This window comes from Ensifer sp. M14 (assembly GCF_003355565.1).
Lineage (GTDB): Bacteria > Pseudomonadota > Alphaproteobacteria > Rhizobiales > Rhizobiaceae > Ensifer.
Map to the genome: position 1 here is coordinate 23265 of NZ_QJNR01000014.1, position 25162 is coordinate 48426.

A 25162-nucleotide genomic window follows, 5' to 3' on the forward strand; every position below is an offset into this window, starting at 1 on the left:
TGTCACGTTGTCTGGCTATGAACGCGCTGAGACCTGCAGAACTGTTGTCAGCTGACCACGGACACGGCTTTCTACTCCGCCGTGGCCTGCAGGCGGTGAATGTGTGTCGCGAGCGCGGAGCGTTTTAAGCGAGGTGGAACGAAGAGGTTGCGTAGAGCTGAGAAGATCGAGACGAAACGCTGCAGGCTTCCTGGCGATCGGAAGCCCTGCATCACCCTCTCTCGTTTTCGCCGCGGCACATGGGAATTCTCGGCGCGGTTGTTCAATTTTTTGTGTGACCGGTGTTCGACGTTCGGCATTACCTGACGCTTGGCCGCCTGGGCGTTGCGGCGGTTCTGGACGATCTCGTCGAAGACATAGCCGTCCTGATCGACGGCGCGCCAAAGCAGTGTTTTCGGCCAGCAATGGTGATGACAACTTCATCCAGGTGGATGTCATCGCGGCTCGGCTGCTTGCGGCGAGGCATTATCATGCTGCCGCCCCTATGCAGCAAATGCTGACGCGGGGTTTACGTGACAACACCGCCGGAACGTTTCAAAACTCCCGCGCACTGATCCTGTCTGCTAGTCTCGTCATGAGGTCCATGCGCTCATGAAAAATTGCCACGACCAATGCGGGCGCTCGCTCGCGCGGCAGGCAGAAGACGTAGTGATGTTCGCAACGCGCCATCCGTAACGCTGGAAAGAGCTCGCTCATGTCTTTGAAAGAGCCTTGTCCGGCGGCAAGGCTGGCAATTCCTTGTTCCAGCTTGGCGACATAGCGGCGGACCTGCGTATCGCTCCACTGCTTACGCGTGTAGCGGATGATGCCGCGCAGATCGGCTTCTGCCTCTGCCGTGAGGGTATAGGCTGTCAAGCGCGGTCCCCGGCGAGTTCTTCATCCAGGATTTCACCGATGCTCTTGGTGGAAACCCTCCCCGCAAGGCCATCGTTGATGCGATTTCCCAGCAGGTTTTTCAGCTCCTGCCATGCCTGATCGGCATCAGCATCGCCGGGAAACAAACGTTCCAGGGCGTATTGCTTGATGGTCTTGCCCTGCAACGCGGCGAGCGCCTTCAGGCTTTGGTGCTGCTGGTCCGTTATGTCGATTGTCAGGCGGCTCATGGGGATTCTCCGTAAGACTCACAAACCCACATTAGCACATATGCACGGGCAGGGCTATTGTCCTGTCGTTTGCCACTTAAACGGGGGCATCGTCAACTTAACGGAATGGGGACTCGCTGTGCGATGACAGACCATGACAGACCCTGACCCACTCTACCGCCGCCATCGCTTTCCTGCTGAAATCATTGCCCACGCCGTTTGGCTCTATTTCCGCTTCCCTCTCGGCCTGCGATTGGTCGAGGACTTGCTGGCTGCCCGTCGGGTCGTTGTCACGCATCAAACGATCCGGTTTTGGGCGGAGGAGTTCGGACGTGGCTTCGCCAACAAGATCCGCCGCCGCTCATCCGGTGGGCTTGGGGAGAAGTGGCATCTCGATGAGGCCGCCGTTTCGATCCGTGGCAAGAAGCACTGGCTCTGGCCTGCTGTGGATCAGTTCGGTTTCGTCCTGGAGGTTCTGATGCAACGCCGCCGCAACGCCGAGGCAGCCAAGCGCCTGATGCGCAAGCTGTTGAAAGGGTCAGGGACGGTCGCCGCGGGTGATGGTCACCGACAAACTTCGCTCCGACGACGCAGCAAAGCGGGACATCATGCCGGGTGACGAGCATCGCTAACACAAGGGCTTGAACAATCGAGCGGAGAATTCCCATCAGCCGATCCGGCGACGAGAGCGGATTATGAAACGCTTCAAGTCACAGCGACATCCACAACGCTTCGTCTCCATCCACGATCCCATCGCCAACCTGTTCCACATCCCCAGACAGGACATCTCCTCCGGCCATCATCGCCAATTGCGTTCAGCGGCGATGAACCTGTGGGCGAACATCGCCCGAGCATGACCGACAAACTCGGCCGGCGTCAACGTCTGTCCTTGTTGCCGTTACGTTTACGACGCCTCCAAGGGTGCACGGCGACTCGTCATTCAAGTCGTCCGGAGGATGGGTCATTAGACGTAGGTCGGCTCAGGCGGCTTTCTCTTCCGGCGTTGCGTTCGCTCTGGCTCGTGAAAGGAAGCTCTGGTTAACGGGACTGTGAGGCTTCAGCGCCAGGCGTTCATTCGCGATGGCTTCGGCCATTGCGGTCAGGCCGCCGCGAACCGTTGCTTCGGCCAACGTCCAGTCGATGATGTCGCGCTGCGCATGGCTGCCGCCGAACGAGTTGACGATGAAGCGAGCGCCGTAAAGGCGGTTGGCAGCGGTTTCATAGTCACCGCGCCAGAACGATGCGAAGCCTTCTACCAGAGGCACGGCGGTGCGCTGTCCCCATTCGGCCGCGTCGGAGATAGCAGCGCTCTTCCGGTAAGCGCCAACGATCCGATCAACTTCGCCCGCACGTCCCGCGCCGAGATAGGCCATCACCGCATGCCAATCGTTGAACGGGTAGGTGCGGGCATCGGCGTGGTGGTCCCAATTGGTCGCAAGTTCGTTCCACCGGTCGCCGACATCATTGCCGGAGAGATGAAGCCGCCAGAGAAGCGCGGAGGCGTCCACCATGTCGAGCGCGACGATGCTGCGGTCCTGCCGGATCGGCCCGTCATAAAGAGCGAGAACCTCGTCGGTCTGGCCGAGGTCCAGATGATAGAGCGACCGATGCCACCAGTTGTGAACCTTGAAGAAATTATCATCGCCCGACCAGTGCGGCTCACGTGCAATCATCCAGCCTATGCCGTCCTCGGCGCGGCCTTGCATCTCCATCACATGGGCGACGGCATGATGCGCCCAGCAGTCGAGCGGCTGCAGGTCCACCGCGCGGCGGCCGGCCTCTTCGCCCCGCCCGTAATCGCCCATTTCCTCAAGGCCGAAAGAAAGCATACCTAGCAGGATCGAATAGCCCGGCATGTCCGCCGACCACTTCGGCAGCGCGCGGGTGATGCGATCGCGCAGATCGCGGGCATTGGCACGGTAGAAGTCCATCAGGTGGCCGGACTGGAGCGCCACGATGTCATGCGGATAGTGCACGCTGTGCCGGTCGAGCGCTGCGGCCGCCATGGACCATTGACCATCAACGAGGAGGTCGAGTGCGGCTACGTGCGAGGCCTCACGCTCCGAAAGGCGCATGGTCTTGAGCGTCACGAGAATCTCTTTCGCGGCCTTCGTCGCCTCCGGCTCGGTGGCCAGAGCGAACAGGTGAGCCTTCAGGATGCTCGCCATCGCAAAATCCGGAGCAGCCGCGGTGGCCCGGTCAAGCAGGCCCACCGGGTCGCCACGATAAATGTTGAAGGCTTCGACGGCCTCATTGAACAATTCAGCGGCTTCGACTGTCGCCCCCGAAAGCATGTTTCCTTGCTTGTCCGTCTTCATGATTGATCATCTCCATTCGATATTGCCCGCCTCGGGCGATGCTCGAAGACTGATCCTCCTGACCGCTGCCGGAGGTGTGGCTTCGGTGTTAGACTACGAGTGCAGAGAAGGCGGCGGAATGAGCGGGACGCCGGAAGAATTGACCAATCCGCCAAGTCAGCGGGAAACATGATCGACGCCATTTTGGAGATGATGCGTTCCATGCGCCTCACGGGCGGCATCTTTCTTGATGCGGACTTCAACGCACCTTGGTGTGTCACGGCAAAGGTAGGTCCCGAGGATTGCAGCCCGTTCACACCCGAGCCGCGCCACATCATTGCCTACCACTATGTCACCGCCGGACGCTGCCTCCTGAAGGTGGGCAATCAGCCCCCGGTGCCGGTCGAGAGCGGAGACATTGTCGTTCTGCCGCGCAACGATGGTCACATCATCGGCAGCGCGATGAACCTTCGGCCGGTCAGCGCCGAACATCTGATCCAGGTGGAGCCGGACGGCGGGTTGGCAAAGATCGTCTACGGCGGTGGCGGCGAGCGCACGCACATACTATGCGGGTTTCTTGGCAACGATCTTCCTCACAACGCCTTCATTTCGATGCTGCCGAGCGTCTTGAAGCTCAATGTCGCAGAAGGAGCGTCGGGAAGCTGGATAGAAAGTTCATTCCGCTTCGCTGCGAAGGAACTGACGGAGGGCCAGGCGAAATCGTCGCCAATCCTCGCAAAGCTGGCGGAGCTCCTGTTCATGGAGGCTGTCCGCCGCTACTTCACCTCTCTGCCGCCCGCTGCAAATGCCTGGACGGCGGCGATGCCGGACCCGATCGTCGGGCGCGCATTGGGCCTTCTCCATGGTCAGATCGCCCGTCGCTGGACTACGGAGGATCTTGCCCAAGAAGTCGCGATGTCCCGCTCCGCCTTTGCTGACCGGTTCACCCGCGTCATAGGCGAGCCGCCGATGCGCTACCTTGCGCGCCAGAGATTTGAGCAAGCCGCGGCGCAGCTCAGCGAATCGGCTGACGCCATCGCACGGATCGCCTTCGATGTTGGGTACGAATCCGAGACTGCATTCAACCGTGCATTCAGGCGCGAATATGGCATACCGCCTGCGGCCTGGCGCCGGGCGCACAACGCACCTGTGGCGTGACGTTCGACGCAGCGGTCGAGCAACTCAGACCGCGCGGAACTCGCCGCAGCAAGCCGGCTTACAGCAGGGGCCAATCAGCCAATCAGGAGGCGGGCTACGCCCAGCTTATCCCGACTGGCGCGGAATGATGACCTCCAGTGGCGGCGGAGGCCTACTCACGAAGGTCAAGGAAATGTCTGCTCCGGACTTGGTTGTGGCGAATGTCGGTTTTCAGGATACCGGACGCAATCGGGAATGACCGGCTAGGGTCAAGCCTCGTCGTAGGTTGAACTCCACGGAAGGTCTGGCAAGGGTCGAAGGCAGCCGTTCTTCACGAGGCCCGTATCGGGCTTGTTGAGAAGATGTTCACTATCTGTACTGCAACGATCGCATAATGTATCGACTGGAATGGCGACGCTCCTGCGGCGCCAGACCATTTGTTTAGCGATGGCCTGAAGACGGGCACACCGTTTTGAGAATAACACCTTTCCCTTACAGTCTCAAAAATATTCTAGTTGAGATTGCAGCGCGAAGATGGTGCTATGTGCTGCGCGTAGCAATGTTCCCTTCTTCTCCCAGGACAAAAGCGAGCGGCCTATGTCGATCTCAGATGCTGTCTATCGTCCCTTCGAAACGCTGATCCGTCCGCTCGACATCCCCTATCAACCGCTTCCGACCAAGGGGCCGGTCGCCGTCCTGATGCACTTCATCCGGATTTTCCGAGGCGTCATCATTGCCATGGCACTAACCTCGATGGCCGTCGAAGCAATCAACCTGATCGTTATCTGGGGACTATCGGTGATCGTCGATGGTGTGGCGACACAAGGGGTCGGGCAGTTCGTCGACAGCCGGTTCTGGTTGCTGGTGTTCCTCGCCGTTCTGATTTTTCCGGTGATGCCCATCGTCTTCTATATTACCAATATTCTGAACTCGCATACCGTCGGCATCAGCCTCCCAATCGCTATTCAATGGCAAGGGCACAAAGCCATTGAAGGGCAGGACCTTGCCTTCTTCCATGACCTTTTTGCCGGCCAGGTAGCATCACGCCTCGGCCAAGTGGCCAATGCAGTACAGCAACAGATCCTGATCGCCTTTCAGACTGCGCCCCGCTTCCTGCTTCAGATTGTCGGCTCGGTTCTGCTGTTGCTCGCGCTGTCCTGGCAATTAGCGCTCCCGGTCGTCGCCTGGGTGATCGTCAATGTGCTCTTCACCCTCAAGGTCGTACCTGATTTCACGGAGCGTGCGCGGCGCTCGGCGAGGCAGAATAGCCTCGTTTCCGGGGCCATGACGGACATTTATGGCAACATCCAGATGGTCAAGCAGTTCGCCGCCGAAGACACTGAAGCGGGCGCACTCAGGAAGATCATGGCAAGAGCGGTCAACACACAACACCACGAGCAGCGCATCTATCGAACCACTGAATTGGTCGTCATCACCCTCAACATGGTTCTCTGGCTCGTCATGCTCGGCATCGGCTTTTGGGGGCTCTTCGATCGTTTCCTGACGGTGGGCGAGTTTGTGGCGATGGTTTACATCCTTCAGCGGCTGTCGGCTGGATCTTTCACGTTTATCCAGATGGGCCAGCAGATCTTCAAGGCTCTAGGAACAATCAGGGATGCGATGCCCGTCATGACCACTCCGCCGACCATTACCGATCGGCCAGGCGCAAAGCAGCTCATCGTTCGCCATGGCGAAATCCGTTTCGAGAATGTTCAATTTGCCTACAAGTCGGACAAGGGCGTCATCGATGATCTATCCCTTACCGTCCGAGCAGGCGAGAAGGTTGGACTGGTCGGGCTGTCCGGCGCCGGCAAGACGACGGTGGTCAATCTGCTGCTACGCTTCTATGACATTCACGGCGGCGCCATCCATATAGACGGTCAGGACATTCGTGCCGTAAGCCAAGCGAGTCTGAGGCAAAACATCGGCGTTATCGCCCAAGATGTCGCGCTGCTGCACCGGTCCGTCGGCGACAACATACGCTACGGCCGCCCCGAGGCGACGTCAGCGGAGATCGAGCAGGCAGCGCAGGCGGCGCAAGCCGATTCCTTCATTGCCGATCTGACCGATGGTGAGGGCCGCAAGGCCTATGAAGCCTTCGTTGGCGATCGAGGCGTAAAGCTATCCGGAGGTCAGCGACAGCGCGTTTCGATCGCGCGGGTGCTGCTGAAGAATGCGCCCATCCTGATCCTCGACGAAGCGACGTCGGCGCTGGACAGCGAGGCGGAGGCCGCAATCCAAGAAAAGCTCAACCTGCTAATGGAAGGCAAGACAGTGATTGCCATCGCACATCGTCTTTCCACCATCTCCAGGATGGATCGGATCATTGTTCTCGATCGTGGCCGGATCGTCGAGGAAGGCACACCGGATGCGCTTATCGAACAGGACGGGCTCTATGCCCGTCTCTGGAAGCGGCAGACGGGTGGCTTCATTCCTGGGGACATTTGAGGCTGCTTTTAGGGGCCTTTGGTTCGATTCCCATCAAGAAACGTGGTAGCTAAAGCGATGGCGAGATTGCGCTTGCCATACTATCAAAATTCATCCGACCGCCAGGCGAAAGCCGCGTAAATGATCCACCAGCGCTCTCAGTTTCGGCGCCATGTTGCGGCGGCTCGGATAGTAGAGAAAGAAGCCGGGAAAGCATGGGCAGAATTCTTCCAAAATTGGCACCAGTTCACCGCGTGTGATCGCCGGCCGAAAACTGTCCTCCATTCCAAAGCTGATCCCGGCGCCTGCCGTCGCAAGCTTGATCATTAGCGCCATATCTGTGGTCGTGATCGTATCGGCCACTGCCACCGAAAACTCCCGGCCGTCCTCTTGAAACTCCCAACGGTACGGGGCGAGGCTCGCCCTCCGACGCCAACCGACGCAGCGGCGGCTTGCAAGTTCGCTGGGATGATGCGGCGTCCCGAATTGTTCGAGATACCCCGGCGACGCCACGGCCAGTTGGCGCTGCTCACCCGAGACCGGCACGGCGATCATGTCCTGGGCGATGACTTCCCCGAGCCTCACCCCCGCATCATACCCTTCCGCGACGATATCGAACTCCTCGTCGGTGACGGTCACATGCATCGTCACATCCGGGTTTTCCCCCAGAAAGGTGGCTAGCAGCGGCCCGGACAGAAAGCTCTCGGCAATCGACGAAACCGCAAGCGTCAAACGTCCACGCGGCCGCCCACGAAGGTTCGCGGCCGCCTCCATGGCGCCCTGCATATCGAGGAGTGCTGGCGCCGCCTCGGCATAGAGCCGTTCGCCGGTCTCGGTCAGTGCCACGCTGCGGGTCGTACGGCTGACCAGCGCGATACCGACCGTCTCTTCGAGCCTGCGGATCGTCTGGCTTACGGCAGAGCGCGTGACGCCCATTCGGTCGGCAGCGGCGCGAAAACTCTTTTCCTCCGCGACGAGAGCGAACACGGCAAGCGCATTAAAATCCGGCAGCATTGGTTAGTGCTCCTTACCTCTCCATGAAAAAAGAGACGGCTTATCACGACAATGCTCCAGGCTTATCTTCCTAGCAACCGCAATTATGCGGAAGCAAGAGGAGAAGTCATGGACAAGGTTATTCTCATAACGGGCGCCTCCAGCGGCATTGGTGTCGGCATTGCCCACGAACTGGCAAAGGCGGGCGCGACCGTCGTGCTCGGCGCCCGCCGCACCGACCGGTTGGAAACCGTCGCCGAGGAAATCCGTGCGGCCGGCGGGAAGGTCATGACCCGCAAGGTCGACGTCACCGATCGTGCCGACATGGCAGCCTTCGCCGAGGCCGCCCGCCGGGAATTCGGCCGTATCGACGTCATTGTCAACAATGCCGGCGTCATGCCGCTGTCGCCGATGGCTTCGTTGAAGGTCGATGAATGGGACAGGATGATCGACGTCAACATCAAGGGCGTGCTCTACGGCGTTGCTGCCGTCCTGCACGAAATGACCGAACGCGGTTCGGGCCAGATCATCAACATCGCCTCCATCGGCGCATTGGCTGTGTCTCCGACGGCGGCTGTCTACTGCGCCACCAAATATGCTGTCCGTGCCATTTCCGATGGCCTTCGCCAGGAAAACGACAAGCTGCGCGTCACCTGCATCCATCCGGGCGTCGTCGAAAGCGAACTGGCCAGCACGATCACTGATCCCAGCGCGATCGAAGGCATGAAAGCATATCGCGCCATCGCGCTCACGCCCGATGCCATCGGCCGCGCCGTCCGCTTTGCGATCGAGCAGCCCGACGATGTCGACGTCAACGAGATCGTCATCCGCCCGACCAGGGCAGCTTTCTGACCAGCCACTCAGAAACCAGCCAGTAAAGAGGAGGTTATCATGTTTCAGCAGATCAGGACTCATCTCGCAGCGGCCGGCGCCGCCTCACTTCTCGGCCTCTTTCCCGACGCCGCTCTCGCCCAGACCACGGACGAAAGGCGCGAGCGCGGGGCTGCGGTGATCCGCAGCCTGAACAACGGCATGACGCAGCCAACGCTTGAAGGCATGCGCCGGGAATTCCCGTTCCTGGCCGAGGCAACCGAAGCCTATGCACTGGGCGACGTCTGGTCGCGCCCGGGTCTCGACAACCGGACACGCCAGCTCGCTGCTGTAGCGGCGTTCGCCGCCATCGGTGAAACGGCCTTCATGAGGGTTCATGCCGGCTATGCACTCAATATCGGCGTGTCGGAGGAAGAGCTGAACGAGATCATCTACATGGTGACCGTACCGGCGGGCTTCCCCAAGGCGATCGCCGCCTCCCAAGTCCTGTCACAGCTCTTTGAAGAGCGACGTCAACCCCAGCGCGGCGGACCCGCTGATCAAAGCCCAGCGATGGCGACAGGTGAGGAGGCTGGGCCATGAGGTATCCTCTCCTGATCATCGCCGCCATCATCATCCCCACCGCCGCGTCCCTGAGCGCGATGGCCCCTATCACAAATGCAGAGGACACCATGCCCACTCAATCCAGCACCCAGGCCCAACCGCAGAACCATCCCTATCTTGGGATGTGGGTCACCGGCGACGGTCACATCCGCCAGGAACTCCTGCCAACCGGTCGCTACGACGAGGCCCGCGGGAATCGCCGTAGCGCCTACCAGGGCCGTTACGTTGTAACTGGCAATCACATCGCCTACTGGGACGACACGGGCTTCACTGCCGACGGCACGTTTGTCGACAACGACACGCTTCATCATGGCGGTATGGTCTTCTACAGGGAAAAGCCTTAACTCTGCCAACTCCGTCTCAGTGGCAGTGACCTGCCCTCGACAAAAAGGTATGGCTCCGGCATGAGAGCGGCGTCTGTATGCGCGCGACACCGCTCCTCAGGGCCAGTGCCGTCGTCTACAGCCTGATGCTGACCTGCCGCGCCTGCGGCATCGAGCCCTTGGCCTACTTGCGCCACGTCCTTACCGAATTGCCGCAGCGACCCACAGACGCCAACATCACCGACCTGCTGCCCTGCAACTTCGCCAAAAACCGCCGCTACATGATCCGATGCGGCCAACTGGCAGGCGACCCCGTCAAACGGGTCGCGTCAACGCGCATGGAAATGAGCGGTTACCTCCTAATGGCGCCCGTTCATCGTGTTAGGCGCCAATGTCGCCTGGATCAAAGCTCAGGAGTTCAATGTCGGCGTTAATTAAGCGCGCTTATCTAAGTCTGTCGATTAATTAAATGAAATGCGTCTTGCTTAAATAAGGGGCGCGGCTGATATTTGGTTATGTCTGATTCCCAATCCAAAAACCGCCTGGGTCGTTTCGTCGAGACGGTCGCCGCCAGTGAAACAGTGCGGGCGTTTGTACCCCCGCCATTGCCGCCCGAGCCGGCGATTGATGTGCTTTCATTGCTAGAGCGCCTCAGCTTGGCGGAACGCGCGCTAGGACGCCTGGATGGTATCACAATGCTGCTGCCGAGACAGGAGCTGTTTCTTTATATGTATGTGAGAAAGGAAGCCGTTCTTTCCTCGCAGATTGAAGGCACGCAGTCCACGCTTTCTGATCTCTTGCGGTTTGAGACCGAAGCCCAAGCCGGACAGCCGGTTGATGATATCCGTGAAGTATCCAACTACGTTGACGCCATGATGTATGGTTTAGAGCGGCTGGAAACGCTGCCCATGTCGTTGCGTCTGATCCGTGAGATGCACGCCAGACTCCTACACAGTGGGCGGGGAGGCACCAAGGATCCTGGAGAGTTCCGCCGCTCGCAGAATTGGATTGGTGGGACGCGCCCCGGTAACGCACTCTTTGTACCGCCACCCGTCACTGAAATGGCCGGTTGCCTGGATGCGTTCGAGCGCTTCATGCATGACGACCAATCGCGTTTACCGGCGCTAATCAAAGCTGGCCTGCTGCATGTGCAGTTTGAAACGATCCATCCGTTTCTCGATGGCAATGGTCGCATCGGCCGTCTGCTTGTAACCCTGTATCTTTGCATGAACGGGGTTTTGCGAAAGCCGCTGCTCTACCTCAGCCTCTATCTGAAGTCCCATCGGAGAGAATATTACCGGTTATTGCAAGAGGTGCGTGAGCATGGCAACTGGGAAGCTTGGCTGGACTTTTTCCTGGCCGGCGTTGCCGACACTGCCAATCAAGCATTTGAGGCTGCGACCCAGATCGTCGATCTTTTCAAGGAAGATCGGGAGCGGATCACGATGGAGAGCGATAGAGCAGGGTCGGCCCTTCGTATTCACGAGCTGTTCCAGCAGAATCCTTTCCACACTGCCAACCAGATTGTTCAAATCACGGGTCTTTCCGCGCCTACGGTCAATGCCGCACTTGCTGATCTGGAGCGTTTGGGCATCGTTGATGAGGTGACCGGCCGCAAACGCGGCCGCGTGTTCAGCTATCAGCGATATCTTGCAATCCTGAACGAAGGCACCCATCCGTTGCCCCTCAGTTCATGAAAAATAGATGGGCCAAAGGTTCGATTTTCATCAAGGCGATGGATAGGGGCGAGCGCCTTAATTGGGGCCGTCAGCGGACAGTTAGCTTTTGGTCTCGGCGCTTATCAAGCGGACGTTCAAGGCTTGCCGCGAGTCGCGGGCTGCAAGACGCAGTGACAGGTCTTGTCCCGTCAAGGCCTCGCCACAGATGCCCGCCGGCGAGAGGTCGTCATTTTTTTCGGTGTCGTACCCGCGGCTGCAAGGCTTGGATCGAGCGTGAACAATTCTTTGGCTTTTCCAACGCCTTTCAACGCAAATCGCCCGACGGAAACGAGCTTGTCTCGTTCCTCCCCCAGCAGGAGGTCGGCGAATTCCGAGGAGCAGAGCATGTTTCGCCCTGTGGAATGGCACATATCGCTGATGCGGCTTACTTCGTTGACTGCCTGGCCAACCACAGTGAAATCGAGCCGGTCGGGTGTGCCGATGTTGCCGTAGAACACATCGCCCGCATGTAGACCGAGATGGATGTCGGCGACAGGCAGGCCCTCTGTTTTGCGGCGGCGTGCAAGCTGGCCGAGCCGCAGCCGTAGATCGTGCTCCGCGTCAATGGCCGCTCGGCACGCATGTTCCGGCCGGGAACTCGTAAACATCGCCAGCACGCCGTCTCCGATCAGCTTCAGGACATCACCGCCGGCCGACTTGACCGCCCCAATCACCGCCTCTGCATAGTCGTTGATCAGAGGGATCAACTGATCGGCCTGCACGGACTCGGAGAGATGGGTGTAGCCGGTGATGTCCGAATACCAGAGCACGGCCCGGATACGCCTCACAGCATCATGTCGAATGGCGCCGCTGAGCACACGCCGGCCGGCATCGCGGCCGAGATAGGCTTCGGCGAGCGTCTTCGTCAGCCGGGTTTGCGCAGCGGACCTGATGGCGAGGCCGAGGTGCGGCGTAAGTTGCGCCAGGCAAGCCACATCAACGTCGCTGAATCCCCCCGGCCGAGCCGTGGTGAAACGCGCATAGAATGCATCGACATCTTCGACGCGGACTGCCTGCCGCGTACGGTAGACGAAAGCCAGATAGTCAGTTTGACCAGCGTCGCACAATTCCTGGATCGCTGAATAGCCGTGGGTTTCGCCGTGCTCCAGCCGGCAGCGCAGCGAGGTCTCGCGCCGGCGCAGCATCTGCAGGAAGGGGCTACGCGACCACTGCGCCGTACCTTCCGGATCACGACTGCCGACATACTCCTCTTCGCGGAAAGGGTTTTCGGGCCCCTCGTCCCAAAAATACGCGCGCGCCTCATACATCGGATGTAGCGTGTCGATCATTACGAAGACTTTGCCGAGCGGCAGTCCAGCCTCGACGCATCGTTCGCAGAATGCCTGCGTCAACGAGGCCTCGTCTCGAATCCCCAGCAGGCCGGCCTCAGCCAACCACGCGGCGATCGTGTTGCAATCACGGGTATCCATGACCCGATCATAGCTGCATCGCCCGCAGGTAAGAAGCCGAATTGCGTTGCTGGGCGGAGGCCAAATTTATCTCTACGCCGAGATGGGGGCGCAATGTTGTCGTTTGCAGACCTAAGCGTCGACGCGCTTACGGGCCGGACAGAACTGTGCTTCCTAGAGCCGTGCAAGCCTTGTTGCTGTGATGTTCACTTTTGGGAAATCCTAATCGAAGTGCATCATGCCGGTTTTAGGGTAGGGGTTCAGCCTCCATCTTGCAAATGTGCCCTGAACACTTCGGCCGGCGTCCTGTAGTCGAGGCACTTTCTCGGCTGGTCGTTGAGATGGCGAGCAAGCTGGATGAGCTTGCGTTGCGACACGGCTGCAAGATCCGTATTACCCGGCATGAACCGGCGAATGCGCTTGTTGACGTTTTCCACCGCACCTTTCTGCCACGGCGCACTGGGGTCGCAAAACCAGCTCCGCGCGCCGATGCCATCTTCCAAAGCCCTGAATCCGGCAAACTCCGTGCCACGATCAAAGGTGAAGCTCTGCCGGGCAAAGGCTGGCAAGGGAGAGAACGTTTCGATGATGTTGGCCACGATTGCGGGGAAGAGCCGGCGAAGGGTGCGATAGATTTCCAGATACCGATAGTCTCGGTCGGGAATGAAGCCCACCAGCGCATAGGCGCGCAGCAGTGTGCCGAACCGACTCGCGAAGCAACAGCTCGAGGGACATTCGTCCGCCTCGTCAATCAGGATGCCGGATCCGGTTGATCCTGTAAAACCGACACCAACCCTGCTGCCGGGTCAAATCGTGGGCGAAACGGTCGCTTTCACTCGACGTTTCCCCTCTTGTGCGCGCCCAAAGCTGTGCGGCTCCGATTGAAAACTGGCCATCAATGCTTTATATGCAATCAATGATTACTGGAGGCAGTGCACATGGCCAGCATGACCATTCGCAACATCGACGATCGACTGAAACAGAGGTTGCGTGTACGCGCCGCGACCCACGGCCGATCGATGGAAGACGAGGCACGTGACATCCTGAAAATGGTGCTAGCTCAACAGGAGGCAGCGCCGGGAAACCTCGCGAGTACGATCCGCGCCCGCTTGCAGCCGCTCGGCGGCGTCGAACTGGAACTTCCCGGGCGCGAACCGATTCGTGACGCTCCGGATTTTTCTGCAATATGATCGTTCTTGACACCAACATCATATCCGAGCTGCTCTTGCCAGTCCCGGAGCCCTCGGTCGTCGAATGGCTTTCGGATCAACCCGCCGCCGCCGTCTTCACCACCACGATCACGGAAGCCGAAATCCTATATGGTCTACGCCTGCTTCCCGATGGTCGGCGCCGGCGCGACCTTGAGGCGGCAATCTTGCCGATCTTTGCGCAAGACCTCGCCGGTCGCATCCTGCCGTTCGATAGGGAGGCCGCTGACGTCTACGGTTCAATTGCAACTGAGCGGCGCAAGGCAGGTCGCCCAATCAGCCAGTTCGATGCTCAGATCGCCTCCATCGCGCTTTCCCGTGGTGCCGCACTGGCAACTCGGAATGTTTCGGACTTCGAGGGTGTAGGCTTGGCGATCATAAACCCGTGGAAGAACAGGTAAGGTGGCCCCACGCCGCAAATCGCCCGACGGTATCAGCCGAGGCGATACTCCATCGAGCCGAGCCACTCGATACGCCACGGCTTTGTCATAGTAGCGATCCGCATTGGCAAGCAGCTTCTGAGCGAACATATCAATTACAGTAAGCGTGGGAACGCGGAGGTCGTCGTCCATGTTCCCCTCAACTATCACGCAAAGATGCCGTTGGCTTTAAACTAGACAATGTCTGCTTTCCGGCAGGTGCAAGGTCTGATTAAGTGCCAAAATGTGCTCGCAATGCTGCCGTTCGCTGACATATGCGTGGAAATCGCCTTACGGGCGGACAGGGACGTGCTCCCACGAGCCCTGCACGCATTAACTGTTTGTCGACCGGTGTTTGTGGCAATTTTGGGCGGGTCACAGATCCGAGGCAACGTTGGTATGAAGGCATCACGGGTCGCCGATCAGGATCACGGGTGGAGCACCGCGCAGCGCTTTGAGCAGCGGCCGAAGCTTGTGTTTGCGCCGGTGCCGCTGGATCAGCGCATCGAGTTTTTCCGTCCATTCCTCGAAGCGACCGGCTGCATCATAGGCGAGAGCGGCCTTCTCCAGCCATCGCGCGGCAAGCTCGTATTGGCCGGATCGCCCCGCCTCCACGATATCGGTAGCCATGCGCTCGGTGATCTCGATGACCCACTCTGGATGGCTTGCATGCGCAGCCCCGGCAAGCCGCAGGAGGATTTCACTGGAGCCGTAGAGGTGCATCTCCCGGGTCTCGGTCGCACGCACTGCCTCGTCGATCATGCCTTCTTCCAGGAGTATCTCGATACGATCGTGGGAATGGTCCGCCGTCATGAGGCCCTGCAGAAGTCGGGCACGCAGATCCCGCCAGTCCGGTCCAGCCAGCGTTTCGGCCTTGCGGAAATCCTCGAGCGACAGGCTCGCCTCGAACGCCGCTCGCGCCGCTGCAAGTGCCAAATCTCTCGCTCCCAGGAGACCGGCCGTCTCGCGCAGCCATCGCGCCAGAATTATTGTTTCGTACGAACGGTCGTGATCTTGATTGAGCGTCAGTCCCCAATGGGCAAGCTCAAGCGCAGCCTCGATGTGCCCCCGCTCCTTGAGCAGCCGGCAGAGATTAAACGCCTCTCCCGACGAGCGGAATCTCGCTTGCGCATGGGCGATGGCATCCGCGATCCGGCCATGCCGGATCTGCATCGCAGTGAAGTCGCCATGCAGACCCGCTGCGCGTGCCAGATTGAGGAATGCCTCGACCTGGCCGCCCGTATCGAGCACGCGGAGCCGGGCCTCGGTCAACCGCTCACCAGTCCAGTCACTCTTGCCCAAGATCGGCCACGTGCTACCTTCGCCGGCAAGAACCTCCTTGAGGCCGATCTCGTCCCAGCCCTGTTCCAGGGCATCGATGCCGACCTGCAGATGGCCGTCAAGGCCATACTCGTCGAGCATACCCTGCCAGACATCGAGCCGCACCATCAGGTCATCGCGCTCTTCAGGCGATAGATCGGCCATCAGCGCGGCTTCCGCGAACATCTGACCGAGCGCGGGAAAGAGCTCGTGCAGCGTTTCATCCCAATCAGCCTGCTCGGACCATGCCGCAACAAGCGCTTCGCCGGCGGGTTCCAAGATTTTCAGGGCGTTTCTGCCATCGCCGACTTCAAGGAACGGTCGGGCCTTTTCGAGCAGCGCGGCGAACCCGTTCTCGTCTGCAACGGGATCAACGTAATCCCAGGCCTTCCTCGTCGAATGGCGTCCCGACAAGAGCGCTTCCGCCTGCCGGCGGATTGGTTCGCGCTCAACGGCCGTCCTGCGGGCACTGCCTTCAGCCGTCCCCGGCGCGCCCGTCGCAAGTTCCGCCTCAAGCCACGTAACCAGCCCTGGATCCTGGGCGGCCCGTCGGATCAGAAGGTCCGCCAGGGCTTCGCGATCGAGGCCGCGGATTATTTCCTCAGGCGCCGGCCTTACGACGATCTCACCGGGTGCTTCGATATATTTGAGCAAGACGGCGACGACATGCTTGCAAGTGCCGCCCCATTCATAGGGGCAGGAGCAGCGCGTGGCGGTCACGCCTTTGTGGTGCAGCTCGATCGTTACCTCGTAAGGAACAAACGAGCTGCCTTCGACCTGGGCCGCCATAAAATCACCACGGCGCGTGAGCTTTGAAACGGCGCCGATCCTCAGACAGTGGCGGCCGCGCGCGAAGGACTCGGCGCTGGCGAGAGCCCGGACAACGTCTTCCGTGAAAGCTGGCGCAACCATGATAAATACTTCGTCTCTCGTACACATTGCCGTCGGATATCTCACCGAAAAGACGCACCGCGGCAACCCCATCTGGCCAAAATAAGGCTCACCCAGAGCGCGTTCATTGAACGGGGAGTCGCGTCAATCAAATCGAGAAAGCGTTTGCCAAACTGGAAACAATCTTGCGCGCAAGAGCCGAGCGAACAGTCGAGGCGCTATGGGATACGGTGGTCGTTTGGAACTTAAACGGGTTCTTCCTCACTTTGTGTGGCGCCGAGGGAGCATACGTGCCCTCAGCAGTTCAGGACCTGCCTTCCCGTACACTGCAAGCTTGAGCGCCTTGAGGCGGTTGGTCTGGCCCTCGGGCTGTCCATTGCTCCAAGGCATCTCAATAGCGTTGTTGACGGCAACGATGTCTCTGCGCAGTTCGCGGGCGAACCGCATGAACGAAATGAGTTCGGAGTCGATCTCAGCGTCGATCCACTCTTCCAGTGGTGCCGATCGCATCGCCAAGCGTCGCATTTCGGTGAAAGCTTCAGATCCCTGCTTCACGGCATCGATCTTGCTTACCCGCCGGTCTGCCAGCCTGCCTCGCGGCATGCTAATGTACAGCGCTGCGGCAAATCACCGGCGAGATCGCATGACCGGTTTGCGCTGGACTGGTAAATCTTGGAGGTGACGGTTCGACCAACCGTGCCGACTTCGGCTACGCTGGAATAGTCAGCCGCCGGGGCGATGCCTCTAGTTGCCTGGGCGTCGATGTAGATTCTGCGGAGCAGCCAGCTTGCTATCAGGTGAGAATCGAACTAAGTTTATGAGACTAAGTTTGAGGTGGGTCATGCAAACTGTAAACATTCATGAGGCGAAAACTCATTTGTCGCGGCTCATTGAGAAAGCAGCAAAAGGGGAGCCGTTTATCATCGCCAAATCGGGTAAGCCGTTGGTGAAGGTGGTCGCGATTGAGGCTCCTGCCGCCGACGAAACTCGTCGCGTCGGTTTCATGGCGGGGCAGTTTTCCGTACCGGAAGACTTCGATCGGATGGGTGGCGAAGATATTGAGAAACTGTTTGGCGGCGAATGATGAAACTCCTGCTCGATACGCATCTTCTGCTCTGGGCTGCGGGAGAGCCTGGAAAACTGCCGCCTGCCGTTTTGGCTGAAATCGAGAATACCGATAATGTTTTGCTATTTAGCGCGGCGAGTCTTTGGGAGGTGACCATCAAGCGCGGGCTTGGTCGCGCCGATTTTACCGTGGATCCTCGCGTACTTCGCCGCGGTCTCATTGATAACGGCTACCAGGAGCTCGCAATCACCAGCGAACACGCGGTAGCGGTAGATTGGCTGCCGGCGATCCATAAGGATCCCTTTGATCGGATTTTGGTCGCTCAGTCGATCGTGGAGGGTATTACCCTGTTAACTGTCGATGAACTGGTCGGGCAGTATTCGGGCCCCATTCGCTGTCTACAAAAGTAGCTCGAAATCCCTGCACGCTCATACGAAGCGAACCGGTGTTGACGAAATTCCGGCGTGTCCACGTTTGCCTGAGACGGGTAATTTGTCTGTGGCTAGGCGGCGCGAAGGAGCGGCGGTTTGGGGTTGAACAGGGAAGGCACGTTCGGCCCTGGCTGTCGAAACGGTGCCCGCAATCGATCGCGAAGCTTACCCTTGATCTCGGCCGTCCGAACCTGCATGAGCATGTGAGCGCCATGGAGCGTCCAGCGCGCCTGTTGCTTCTTTACCATCCGCTTGCCGACCAACGAGTTCACCGCTGACTCGGCGAGGGTGGTGGCGACACGAAGCCCGGCTCGAATCGGCTGACGCCATCGCACGGATCGCCTTCGATGTTGGGTACGAATCCGAGACTGCATTCAACCGTGCATTCAGGCGCGAATATGGCATACCGCCTGCGGCCTGGCGCCGGGCGCACAACGCACCTGTGGCGTGACGTTCGACGCAGCGGTCGAGCAACTCAGACCGCGCGGAACTCGCCGCAGCAAGCCGGCTTACAGCAGGGGCCAATCAGCCAATCAGGAGGCGGGCTACGCCCAGCTTATCCCAACTGGCGCGGAATGATGACCTCCAGTGGCGGCGGAGGCCTACTCACGAAGCTCAAGGAAATGAAGATCGATGCGGAACTGGCTTCCGGAACCTGACGTGCGCGGCAATGCGCTGCCTCGACCTGATCGTCGCGCTATACTGAAGCCTGTTCGCGATTTCCTGTGTTCGGCTGGTGACGTCGGTTGCTAAACAGGAGGCGTCCACCCCATCGACTGGGCCAGCAAGGTTTGTATGGGTCCATTGGTTTCACCAGCTTGAAGAGGTCTGGACGAATGAAGGGAGCGGTAAGTGACGGATGGTCAGCCATTAATTTCACCGCATTGCACATGATTTGTTCTTTGCCCAAAAGTAGGCCATTGAACCCAGGTGTTTTTGGAAACCCCATATGACCGGTCCGAAAATCCTAATCTATTCACCGGGCTGATTGGCCATTTGCAAAATCGCGGGCAGCCTGAATAAACGCACTAAAGGCAGCCGGTGGATTTTTCCTGCCGGGATAATACAGCGCGAGCGGTGCCAGGGAAGGGGTCCAATCCTCGAGAACGCGTACCAATCGACCGGTCGCAATGTCATCGCGCACATCCGCTTCCATGACGTATCCGAGCCCAACTCCATTTTGAGCCGCTATTCTGACAAGGCTTGGCTCGTCGAGGGTTATCGAGCCTTGCACATCGATCTGTACAGCGTTCCCGTCCTTTTCAAATTTCCACCGAAACAAGGCGTTGTTGGGCAGACGCGCACGGATGCAGCGAAACCGGTACAGGTCGGCTGGGACGGTTGGCCTGCCATGAGTGCGCAGGAAGTCTGGTGATGCGACAACGGCATTACTGCGCTTGGTTCCGAGTGGCACGGCGATCATGTCAGTCGGGACCAGATCAGCCGGCCTCAAGCCCAGATCGAAGCCTGCCGCAACGATGTCAACGATCCGTCCCTCTGTGACCAGATCGATATGCACCTGAGGGTAGCGCCGCATGAACGACAAGATGAGCGGTTCGATAACCTCTCTGGCTGCCGTCGCGAAGGCATTGATGCGCAATGTGCCCGTCGGAGTTTCCTGAAGAGACTGGACCGTGAGCATAGCATCGTGGATGTCCGTCACAGCCGGCCCAACCCGCTCGACAAATGTCTTTCCCGCGTCGGTGAGTGAAACGCTCCGCGTTGTACGGTTAAACAGGCGTACGCCTAGGCGCTGCTCAAGCTTTGCGATGGCATTGCTCAATGCTGTGGTGGACATGCCAAGCTCGAGCGCGGCGGCCCGAAACGAGCCGAGGCGGGCGATGCTGAGAACGGCGTCCAAATCGACAAGTACAGACCGCGTCATTATCCCACTTTTCGCAACTCCTCATCCTCATTTATCCTAGTTATCGTGTCAACCAAGTCGTCTTAGATTACCGTCATCGACCTCTTAAGGGGCCGCGCACTCAGCTGGCAGAGGCTGGACCAGGATTGGAGGAACCAATGACAATCAATCTACCCAAGGCCATCGAAGGGTATTTCGAGGCCGACCGGACAGGCAGCCCGGATGCGATCGCTGCCACATTCACCGAGAACGGCATCGTTAAAGATAAAGGCCTCACGCACCGAGGCCGTGATGCCATCCGTGCATGGATGGCTGATGAAGCTCAGCAATACAGCTACACGGTGGAACCCTTCTTCATTGCCACCGAAAACGGGAAAACCCAGGTAACGGCCCATGCCGTCGGCGACTTCCCGGGCAGCCCAATCGATCTGCGCTTCTTCTTTGTCCTCGCGAACGACAAGGTCGCCGAACTGGAGATCACCGTATGACACAGTTTCTCAGCTTGCAGGGCCGTCGCGCCCTGATCACCGGCGGGACTTCGGGCGCCGGCGCCGCAACCGTGTCGCTGTTCAAGGAGCTGGGCGCCCGCGTGCTGACCACTGCTCGCAAGAAGCCGGCGGACTTCTCCGGTGCGGCGTTCGTCGAAGCCGATCTGACCACCAAGCCGGGGGTTAAAGCCGTCGTCGATGCGGTGCAGCGGGAACTCGGCGGCCTCGACATCCTCGTGAACGTACTGGGTGGTTCCTCAGCCCCTTCGGGTGGCTTCGTCGCGCTGACCGATGAGGAGTGGGAAAAGGAATTCGACCTCAATTTCTTTCCGGCCGTCAGACTAGATCGCGCTCTCATCCCCGGCATGATTGCCCAGGGAAGCGGCGTAGTCATCCACGTCACTTCGATCCAAAGAAGCCTTCCGCTGCCGGAGGCAACGACCGGTTACGCTTCGGCCAAGGGAGCCCTCAACACCTACAGCAAGAGTATCTCCAAAGAGGTGTCTCCAAAGGGGGTACGGGTGGTACGGGTTTCTCCCGGCTGGATCGCGGATCCAGGGGCCAACGGTCTAGCCCTGCGCATCGCCGAGGAGGCGGGCATCGAGTACGACGCCGCAGTGCAGCTGATCATGAACTCGCTGGGCGGCATACCGCTTGGACGACCGGCAAAGCCAGAAGAGGTCGCCGATCTGATCGCGTTCCTTGCTTCGGACCGGGCAACGTCCATTACAGGGACGGAACATGTCATCGACGGCGGGACTGTTCCGACCGCTTGAGCAAGCGGCGATCTAGCCCGATCGCAGATCAAGCGGGTGCGTCCCACCCGCCGATCTGCGAGTAGATTGAGTCACGTAGATATCGCACGTCGCGATTCAACGCAGCGAGTTCCGGTGGCGACTGTGTCGAGGCTGCGAGCAAGGTATCGCCTAGGCAGCCTGCCCTGTGCCGCAAGGCACGACCCTGATCTGTCAACGTCACCAGAACCTGACGTTCGTTGCTGACGTTGCGCGTCCGACGCAGGAGCCCGGCGGCTTCCAAGCGTTTTAGTAGAGGCGTCAACGTGCTGGATTCGAGTGCAAGCCGATCCGCGATGGAGACTACAGTCTGTTCATCTTCCGCCCAGAGTACGTTGAGGACGAGGTATTGCGGATAGGTAAGGCCTAGCTCGTCAAGATGCGGTTTGTAAGCGCGTTGGATGGCAATGCCGGCGGTATAGATCGCGTAGCAGAGCTGGTCGTGCAGGGGCGGGGGATCGTTAAGGCGTTTGGTCATTTTGAACTCCTGTTTACGTTCATATAGCCGATCCTATCACAAAAACAAATATCGCGATAATAAATGTGTTGACGCAGACGTCGAGATCTGGCAGCATAAAGATATCGCAATAACTGTTATCGCAATAATACATAAACCCAAGGAAAAGACAATGACACGAAAGACCATCACCACCATTTCAGCAATTGCAGCTGCAGCCTCCCTCTCGGCCGCCCTGCCGGCAGTTGCCGCAGAAGCACTCCCGAAAGACCAATCCGTGAAAAACGTCGTTCTGGTTCACGGTGCCTTTGCCGACGGTTCCGGTTGGAAGGGCGTTTACGACAATCTGACTAAACTCGGATATCGCGTCACCATCGTGCAGAACCCGCTGACGTCGCTTGCAGACGATGTCGCCGCCACCAAGCGTGCCCTTGAGCGGCAGGACGGTCCGGTCATTCTCGTCGGACATTCCTGGGGCGGAACTGTCATCACGGAAGCGGGCATCGATCCGAAGGTTGCGGGCCTCGTCTATGTCTCCGCTCTCTCCCCTGATGCCGGCGAGACAACGGCTCAGCAATACGAAGGATTTGCGCCTGCGACCGAGTTTGTCATCGAGACCACGAAGGATGGTTTTGGCTATGTCAGCCCGGCAAAGTTCAAAGCGGGTTTCGCGCATGATGTCAGCGACGCTGATGTTGTCTTCATGAGGGACGCGCAGGTTCCGATCAACATGTCTGCGTTCGGCACCAAACTCGAAAACGCCGCTTGGCGCACCAAGCCCAGCTGGGCCGTTATTGCCACCGAAGACAAGGCCTTCGACCAAGCGATGCTGATCCACATGGCCGAACGCATCAAAGCCAAGATCACCAAGGTGTCCGCAAGCCACGCCCTGTTCATGACGCAGCCGGCGGTCATCGCCGATACCATCGATCAGGCCGCCAAGACGGCGTCGGCAAAAAAGAAATGATCGACTTCGCGCTATCGGGACGGTCGAGCGCCCTCCCGATAGCGCTGATAAAATTACCTTAAACGGCTCGGCACGGCAGAAGTGAAATGCCGGCGGTACGCCGGATCCCTGACCCAAATCCATGGGCATTTGCTCGCCTCTCGCGACCCAGACTTCAGCAATTCACCTGAAACAATTCACGGAGGAACTCACGTGAAACTGTCTACCCATGACAAGAATGTACCCGCGAATACGTCTTTTCCGCGTAACGCCGTCGGCGATGTCTTTGACTTTATTGTCTGCGGCGCCGGGTCCAGCGGCTCGGTTGTCGCAGCACGACTGGCAGAGGATTGGAACGCGAGCGTACTGCTGCTCGAAGCGGGCGGAGATGATAAATCCGAAACTGTATCGAACCCCGCTCAGTGGCCCCTCAATCTCGGCTCCAGCCGGGACTGGGGCTTTGTCGGACAACCGGCACCTGGTCTGGATGGCCGGCGACTTCCTCTCAGCATGGGCAAGGGACTTGGCGGCGGCTCAAGCATCAACGTCATGGTCTGGGCGAGAGGGCATACGGAAGACTGGAATCATTTTGCCGCGGAGGCAGGTGATGACGCCTGGGGATATGAGTCGATCCTCCGCTACTATCGCCGGATCGAGGATTGGCAGGGCGCTCCGGACCCGGTTCGTCGCGGCATAGGTGGGCCTGCTTATGTTGCGCAGCCCCAGTCTCCGCAGCCAGTGGCGGAGGCTCTGTTGAGCGCTGCGTCAGCTATCGGCGTTCCGGTGTTCGATTCGACGAACGGCGAGATGATGGAGGCTGGCGGTGGCGCATCGATCGCTGAACTGCGGATCCGTGATGGCAAGCGGGAATCCGTATTCGGCTCCTATGTTCGTCCAATGCTGCCGCGCCCAAACCTGACGGTGATGACCGAGGCGTTGGTCACGGGCCTCATCTTTGATGGTAAGCGAGTGAGGGGAGTAGAGGCGCTAATCGATGGTCAACGGCGCCAGTTTATGGCGCATTGCGAAACGGTGCTGTCGCTTGGGGCGATCAATACTCCGAAGGTCCTGATGCAGTCCGGTATCGGCCCGGAAGACGAGCTACAATTGCATGGTCTTCCGGTCGTCCAACATTTGCCGGGTGTCGGTCGCAATCACCAGGATCATCTCGCTTTCGGCTGCACATGGGCCTACCGAAAGCCGGAAGCAGTCGGCGGTAGCGGATGTGAGGCAAACATCTACTGGAAAAGTGAAGCGCGTCTATCCCAGCCGAACATCCTGCAGTGCCAGTTGGAGTTCGCAGTTCCGTCGCCGCTTGAGACCGGTCTTGAAACGCCGGAGCACGGCTGGACGATGTTCAATGGTCTTGCCCAGCCGAAAAGCCGTGGTCGGTTGCGGCTCTCTGGTCCTAACATAAACGATCCTATCCTGATCGAGCCGAACTCCCTTAGCGAGCCGGAAGACATGGCTGCCGCTTTGGCTGCAGTCGAGTTGTGTCGTGAGCTTGGAAACAGCGAGGGCTTTTCCCCGTTGGTGACAGGCGAAACAGCTCCAGGTGCGCGCGACAGATCAGGCATGATCGATTTCATCCGACGCTCGGCCGTCACCTACTGGCATCAAACCTCCACAGCCAAGATGGGGCGCGACAACATGTCGGTCGTCGACAATGAGCTCAAGGTCTATGGCATCGAAGGTCTTCGCATTGCGGACGCCTCGATTATGCCGCGGATCACTACCGGCAACACGATGGCGCCCTGTGTTGTCATCGGTGAGCGGGCGGCCGATCTAATCGCAAATTCACATGGATTGAGCGCTCAGCGCGAACTCGTCGCTCCGTTTGTCTGATCCTGACAGTTGGGACTGAGCGCTCTGTTTTGCATGGCGCTAAGTTTCCGAACTGGACCATCATGGAATCCAATGTCGTCAAGAGCGTTCGGCGCTCGCTTTTATATCCATGATAAAGGACATTATGATGGATAGAAGGTCGCGTACATTGGCACTTTCAATGCCAGACAATTAGGACTATATAGCTAGACAGTCTAGCTATCGAGGAGCGAAACTATGGAATGGCAACTGCAGGACGCCAAGAACCAATTCTCGAAGGTAGTGCAGAAGGCGCGCCACGAAGGGCCGCAGATTGTCACGCTGCGCGGTGAGCGCACGGCCGTCGTGCTGTCAGCTCATGACTACGACGCTCTGCGCGCCGGCCGGCCAACGCTGGTCGATGATCTGCTTGGCGGTCTCGCTTGGGACGATCAGCTCGCTGATGCGGTGAATGTACGCGTCAAGACGCCAAGCCGCGATGTGGTCTTCTGATGTATCTGGTTGACACCAACATCGTCTCAGAGGCGCGACGCGGCACGCCGCAGGCGGTGTCCTGGCTGCGCTCTATCGATCCGCTCAGCATCCACCTGAGTGCGCTCACCCTCGGCGAAATCATGCGCGGCATTGCCCTGAA

23 protein-coding genes and 8 pseudogenes are annotated in these 25162 nt (G+C 59.1%); 19 read left to right on the forward strand and 12 right to left on the reverse strand.

Annotation, left to right across the window (positions count from 1 at the left end):
* Positions 1-71: 71 nt before the first annotated feature.
* The 3 genes and pseudogenes from BLJAPNOD_RS28780 to BLJAPNOD_RS28790 all read right to left on the reverse strand — a co-directional run.
* Positions 72-457, reverse strand: a pseudogene (locus BLJAPNOD_RS28780) (DDE-type integrase/transposase/recombinase); the annotation flags it as partial.
* 77 nt (positions 458-534) lie between these two features.
* A complete protein-coding gene (locus BLJAPNOD_RS28785) occupies positions 535-855 on the reverse strand; it encodes a type II toxin-antitoxin system RelE/ParE family toxin (protein ID WP_115422335.1) in 321 nt (106 codons plus the stop codon).
* On the reverse strand, positions 852-1103 hold the full coding sequence (locus BLJAPNOD_RS28790; protein WP_057217450.1) for an antitoxin: 252 nt from the start codon (positions 1101-1103) through the stop codon (positions 852-854). The genes BLJAPNOD_RS28785 and BLJAPNOD_RS28790 overlap by 4 nt, the downstream gene beginning before the upstream one ends.
* A gap of 133 nt (positions 1104-1236) precedes the next feature.
* Between BLJAPNOD_RS28790 and BLJAPNOD_RS28795 the strand changes: the two are divergent.
* A pseudogene (locus BLJAPNOD_RS28795) lies at positions 1237-1939 on the forward strand (IS6 family transposase).
* Between the two features lie 123 nt (positions 1940-2062).
* Here the strand turns inward: BLJAPNOD_RS28795 and BLJAPNOD_RS28800 are convergent.
* Positions 2063-3400, reverse strand: coding sequence for a tetratricopeptide repeat protein (locus BLJAPNOD_RS28800; RefSeq protein ID WP_115422336.1), 1338 nt, complete (start codon positions 3398-3400; stop codon positions 2063-2065).
* A gap of 168 nt (positions 3401-3568) precedes the next feature.
* Between BLJAPNOD_RS28800 and BLJAPNOD_RS28805 the strand changes: the two genes are divergently transcribed.
* Both BLJAPNOD_RS28805 and BLJAPNOD_RS28810 read left to right on the forward strand, forming a co-directional pair.
* Positions 3569-4537, forward strand: a complete 969-nt coding sequence (locus BLJAPNOD_RS28805; RefSeq protein ID WP_115422337.1) for an AraC family transcriptional regulator — start codon at positions 3569-3571, stop codon at positions 4535-4537.
* A 576-nt stretch (positions 4538-5113) separates the two neighbouring features.
* The gene (locus BLJAPNOD_RS28810) at positions 5114-6964 is read left to right on the forward strand and encodes an ABC transporter ATP-binding protein (RefSeq protein WP_077500290.1); all 1851 of its coding nucleotides are present in this window, start codon (positions 5114-5116) and stop codon (positions 6962-6964) included.
* A 90-nt stretch (positions 6965-7054) separates the two neighbouring features.
* On the opposite strand, the gene BLJAPNOD_RS28815 is transcribed toward BLJAPNOD_RS28810, so the two are convergent.
* Positions 7055-7957 (reverse strand): LysR family transcriptional regulator, encoded by a 903-nt coding sequence (locus BLJAPNOD_RS28815; protein WP_077500288.1) that lies wholly within the window; start codon positions 7955-7957, stop codon positions 7055-7057.
* Between the two features lie 108 nt (positions 7958-8065).
* Here BLJAPNOD_RS28815 and BLJAPNOD_RS28820 point away from each other — a divergent pair, with 108 nt between their 5' ends.
* From BLJAPNOD_RS28820 to BLJAPNOD_RS28840, 5 genes and pseudogenes are all read left to right on the forward strand, one after another.
* Positions 8066-8788 carry an SDR family oxidoreductase gene (locus BLJAPNOD_RS28820; RefSeq protein ID WP_115422338.1) on the forward strand — a complete coding sequence of 241 codons (723 nt, stop codon included), beginning with the start codon at positions 8066-8068 and terminating at the stop codon, positions 8786-8788.
* A 39-nt stretch (positions 8789-8827) separates the two neighbouring features.
* Positions 8828-9349, forward strand: coding sequence for a carboxymuconolactone decarboxylase family protein (locus BLJAPNOD_RS28825; protein ID WP_077500286.1), 522 nt, complete (start codon positions 8828-8830; stop codon positions 9347-9349).
* A 59-nt stretch (positions 9350-9408) separates the two neighbouring features.
* Complete coding sequence (locus tag BLJAPNOD_RS28830; RefSeq protein WP_077500422.1) at positions 9409-9714, forward strand: Atu4866 domain-containing protein; 306 nt, start codon at positions 9409-9411, stop codon at positions 9712-9714.
* 98 nt (positions 9715-9812) lie between these two features.
* Positions 9813-9962: pseudogene (locus BLJAPNOD_RS28835) on the forward strand (transposase domain-containing protein); the annotation flags it as partial.
* A 246-nt stretch (positions 9963-10208) separates the two neighbouring features.
* A complete protein-coding gene (locus BLJAPNOD_RS28840; RefSeq protein WP_115422339.1) occupies positions 10209-11390 on the forward strand; it encodes a Fic family protein in 1182 nt (393 codons plus the stop codon).
* Between the two features lie 170 nt (positions 11391-11560).
* On the opposite strand, the gene BLJAPNOD_RS28845 is transcribed toward BLJAPNOD_RS28840, so the two are convergent.
* Entirely contained in the window at positions 11561-12841 is a 1281-nt protein-coding gene (locus BLJAPNOD_RS28845; RefSeq protein WP_115422340.1) for an adenylate/guanylate cyclase domain-containing protein, read from the reverse strand.
* Positions 12842-13080: 239 nt separating this feature from the next.
* A pseudogene (locus BLJAPNOD_RS28850) lies at positions 13081-13503 on the reverse strand (IS30 family transposase); the annotation flags it as partial.
* Positions 13504-13758: 255 nt separating this feature from the next.
* Between BLJAPNOD_RS28850 and BLJAPNOD_RS28855 the strand changes: the two are divergent.
* Together BLJAPNOD_RS28855 and BLJAPNOD_RS28860 are read left to right on the forward strand one after the other, a co-directional pair.
* The gene (locus BLJAPNOD_RS28855) at positions 13759-14010 is read left to right on the forward strand and encodes a plasmid stabilization protein (RefSeq protein WP_077500282.1); all 252 of its coding nucleotides are present in this window, start codon (positions 13759-13761) and stop codon (positions 14008-14010) included.
* Positions 14007-14429, forward strand: coding sequence for a type II toxin-antitoxin system VapC family toxin (locus tag BLJAPNOD_RS28860; protein WP_077500280.1), 423 nt, complete (start codon positions 14007-14009; stop codon positions 14427-14429). The genes BLJAPNOD_RS28855 and BLJAPNOD_RS28860 overlap by 4 nt, the downstream gene beginning before the upstream one ends.
* 426 nt (positions 14430-14855) lie before the next feature.
* On the opposite strand, the gene BLJAPNOD_RS28865 is transcribed toward BLJAPNOD_RS28860, so the two are convergent.
* Entirely contained in the window at positions 14856-16679 is a 1824-nt protein-coding gene (locus BLJAPNOD_RS28865; protein ID WP_158556189.1) for an SWIM zinc finger family protein, read from the reverse strand.
* 240 nt (positions 16680-16919) lie between these two features.
* Positions 16920-17313, reverse strand: a pseudogene (locus BLJAPNOD_RS28870) (transposase); the annotation flags it as partial.
* Positions 17314-17499: 186 nt separating this feature from the next.
* Here BLJAPNOD_RS28870 and BLJAPNOD_RS28875 point away from each other — a divergent pair.
* Positions 17500-17742, forward strand: a complete 243-nt coding sequence (locus BLJAPNOD_RS28875) for a type II toxin-antitoxin system prevent-host-death family antitoxin (RefSeq protein ID WP_077500420.1) — start codon at positions 17500-17502, stop codon at positions 17740-17742.
* Entirely contained in the window at positions 17742-18134 is a 393-nt protein-coding gene (locus BLJAPNOD_RS28880) for a type II toxin-antitoxin system VapC family toxin (RefSeq protein ID WP_077500418.1), read from the forward strand. The genes BLJAPNOD_RS28875 and BLJAPNOD_RS28880 overlap by 1 nt, the downstream gene beginning before the upstream one ends.
* Positions 18135-18226: 92 nt before the next feature.
* Here the strand turns inward: BLJAPNOD_RS28880 and BLJAPNOD_RS36250 are convergent.
* Positions 18227-18469: pseudogene (locus tag BLJAPNOD_RS36250) on the reverse strand (ISKra4 family transposase); the annotation flags it as partial.
* Positions 18470-18483: 14 nt separating this feature from the next.
* Between BLJAPNOD_RS36250 and BLJAPNOD_RS28885 the strand changes: the two are divergent.
* Positions 18484-18606 (forward strand): annotated as a pseudogene (locus BLJAPNOD_RS28885) (AraC family transcriptional regulator); the annotation flags it as partial.
* Between the two features lie 525 nt (positions 18607-19131).
* On the opposite strand, the gene BLJAPNOD_RS28890 reads toward BLJAPNOD_RS28885, so the two are convergent.
* Positions 19132-20040: a LysR family transcriptional regulator gene (locus BLJAPNOD_RS28890; RefSeq protein WP_077500274.1), complete on the reverse strand. Its 909-nt coding sequence runs from the start codon at positions 20038-20040 to the stop codon at positions 19132-19134.
* A 137-nt stretch (positions 20041-20177) separates the two neighbouring features.
* Here BLJAPNOD_RS28890 and BLJAPNOD_RS28895 point away from each other — a divergent pair, with 137 nt between their 5' ends.
* Complete coding sequence (locus BLJAPNOD_RS28895; protein WP_077500272.1) at positions 20178-20507, forward strand: nuclear transport factor 2 family protein; 330 nt, start codon at positions 20178-20180, stop codon at positions 20505-20507.
* Positions 20504-21283, forward strand: a complete 780-nt coding sequence (locus tag BLJAPNOD_RS28900) for an SDR family oxidoreductase (protein ID WP_115422342.1) — start codon at positions 20504-20506, stop codon at positions 21281-21283. The genes BLJAPNOD_RS28895 and BLJAPNOD_RS28900 overlap by 4 nt, the downstream gene beginning before the upstream one ends.
* A 28-nt stretch (positions 21284-21311) precedes the next feature.
* Here the strand turns inward: BLJAPNOD_RS28900 and BLJAPNOD_RS28905 are convergent, their stop codons facing one another.
* Positions 21312-21779 carry a MarR family transcriptional regulator gene (locus BLJAPNOD_RS28905; RefSeq protein ID WP_077500268.1) on the reverse strand — a complete coding sequence of 156 codons (468 nt, stop codon included), beginning with the start codon at positions 21777-21779 and terminating at the stop codon, positions 21312-21314.
* Positions 21780-21930: 151 nt separating this feature from the next.
* Between BLJAPNOD_RS28905 and BLJAPNOD_RS28910 the strand changes: the two genes are divergently transcribed.
* The 4 genes and pseudogenes from BLJAPNOD_RS28910 to BLJAPNOD_RS28925 form a co-directional block, all read left to right on the forward strand.
* Positions 21931-22725, forward strand: coding sequence for an alpha/beta hydrolase (locus tag BLJAPNOD_RS28910; RefSeq protein ID WP_115422343.1), 795 nt, complete (start codon positions 21931-21933; stop codon positions 22723-22725).
* Between the two features lie 192 nt (positions 22726-22917).
* Positions 22918-24549, forward strand: coding sequence for a GMC family oxidoreductase (locus tag BLJAPNOD_RS28915; RefSeq protein WP_115422344.1), 1632 nt, complete (start codon positions 22918-22920; stop codon positions 24547-24549).
* A gap of 216 nt (positions 24550-24765) precedes the next feature.
* Entirely contained in the window at positions 24766-25020 is a 255-nt protein-coding gene (locus tag BLJAPNOD_RS28920) for a type II toxin-antitoxin system Phd/YefM family antitoxin (protein WP_077500262.1), read from the forward strand.
* A pseudogene (locus BLJAPNOD_RS28925) lies at positions 25020-25162 on the forward strand (type II toxin-antitoxin system VapC family toxin); the annotation flags it as partial. The gene BLJAPNOD_RS28920 and the pseudogene BLJAPNOD_RS28925, both read left to right, overlap by 1 nt.

Excerpts from the sequence above, each read along its gene's own strand:
- BLJAPNOD_RS28790 (WP_057217450.1), bottom strand. The coding sequence starts at position 1,103 with ATGAGCCGCCTGACAATCGACATAACGGACCAGCAGCACCAAAGCCTG.
- BLJAPNOD_RS28800 (WP_115422336.1), bottom strand. The coding sequence starts at position 3,400 with ATGAAGACGGACAAGCAAGGAAACATGCTTTCGGGGGCGACAGTCGAA.
- BLJAPNOD_RS28805 (WP_115422337.1), top strand. The coding sequence starts at position 3,569 with ATGATCGACGCCATTTTGGAGATGATGCGTTCCATGCGCCTCACGGGC.
- BLJAPNOD_RS28810 (WP_077500290.1), top strand. The coding sequence starts at position 5,114 with ATGTCGATCTCAGATGCTGTCTATCGTCCCTTCGAAACGCTGATCCGT.
- BLJAPNOD_RS28815 (WP_077500288.1), bottom strand. The coding sequence starts at position 7,957 with ATGCTGCCGGATTTTAATGCGCTTGCCGTGTTCGCTCTCGTCGCGGAG.
- BLJAPNOD_RS28820 (WP_115422338.1), top strand. The coding sequence starts at position 8,066 with ATGGACAAGGTTATTCTCATAACGGGCGCCTCCAGCGGCATTGGTGTC.
- BLJAPNOD_RS28825 (WP_077500286.1), top strand. The coding sequence starts at position 8,828 with ATGTTTCAGCAGATCAGGACTCATCTCGCAGCGGCCGGCGCCGCCTCA.
- BLJAPNOD_RS28830 (WP_077500422.1), top strand. The coding sequence starts at position 9,409 with ATGGCCCCTATCACAAATGCAGAGGACACCATGCCCACTCAATCCAGC.
- BLJAPNOD_RS28840 (WP_115422339.1), top strand. The coding sequence starts at position 10,209 with ATGTCTGATTCCCAATCCAAAAACCGCCTGGGTCGTTTCGTCGAGACG.
- BLJAPNOD_RS28845 (WP_115422340.1), bottom strand. The coding sequence starts at position 12,841 with ATGGATACCCGTGATTGCAACACGATCGCCGCGTGGTTGGCTGAGGCC.
- BLJAPNOD_RS28855 (WP_077500282.1), top strand. The coding sequence starts at position 13,759 with ATGGCCAGCATGACCATTCGCAACATCGACGATCGACTGAAACAGAGG.
- BLJAPNOD_RS28860 (WP_077500280.1), top strand. The coding sequence starts at position 14,007 with ATGATCGTTCTTGACACCAACATCATATCCGAGCTGCTCTTGCCAGTC.
- BLJAPNOD_RS28865 (WP_158556189.1), bottom strand. The coding sequence starts at position 16,679 with ATGGTTGCGCCAGCTTTCACGGAAGACGTTGTCCGGGCTCTCGCCAGC.
- BLJAPNOD_RS28875 (WP_077500420.1), top strand. The coding sequence starts at position 17,500 with ATGCAAACTGTAAACATTCATGAGGCGAAAACTCATTTGTCGCGGCTC.
- BLJAPNOD_RS28880 (WP_077500418.1), top strand. The coding sequence starts at position 17,742 with ATGAAACTCCTGCTCGATACGCATCTTCTGCTCTGGGCTGCGGGAGAG.
- BLJAPNOD_RS28890 (WP_077500274.1), bottom strand. The coding sequence starts at position 20,040 with ATGACGCGGTCTGTACTTGTCGATTTGGACGCCGTTCTCAGCATCGCC.
- BLJAPNOD_RS28895 (WP_077500272.1), top strand. The coding sequence starts at position 20,178 with ATGACAATCAATCTACCCAAGGCCATCGAAGGGTATTTCGAGGCCGAC.
- BLJAPNOD_RS28900 (WP_115422342.1), top strand. The coding sequence starts at position 20,504 with ATGACACAGTTTCTCAGCTTGCAGGGCCGTCGCGCCCTGATCACCGGC.
- BLJAPNOD_RS28905 (WP_077500268.1), bottom strand. The coding sequence starts at position 21,779 with ATGACCAAACGCCTTAACGATCCCCCGCCCCTGCACGACCAGCTCTGC.
- BLJAPNOD_RS28910 (WP_115422343.1), top strand. The coding sequence starts at position 21,931 with ATGACACGAAAGACCATCACCACCATTTCAGCAATTGCAGCTGCAGCC.
- BLJAPNOD_RS28920 (WP_077500262.1), top strand. The coding sequence starts at position 24,766 with ATGGAATGGCAACTGCAGGACGCCAAGAACCAATTCTCGAAGGTAGTG.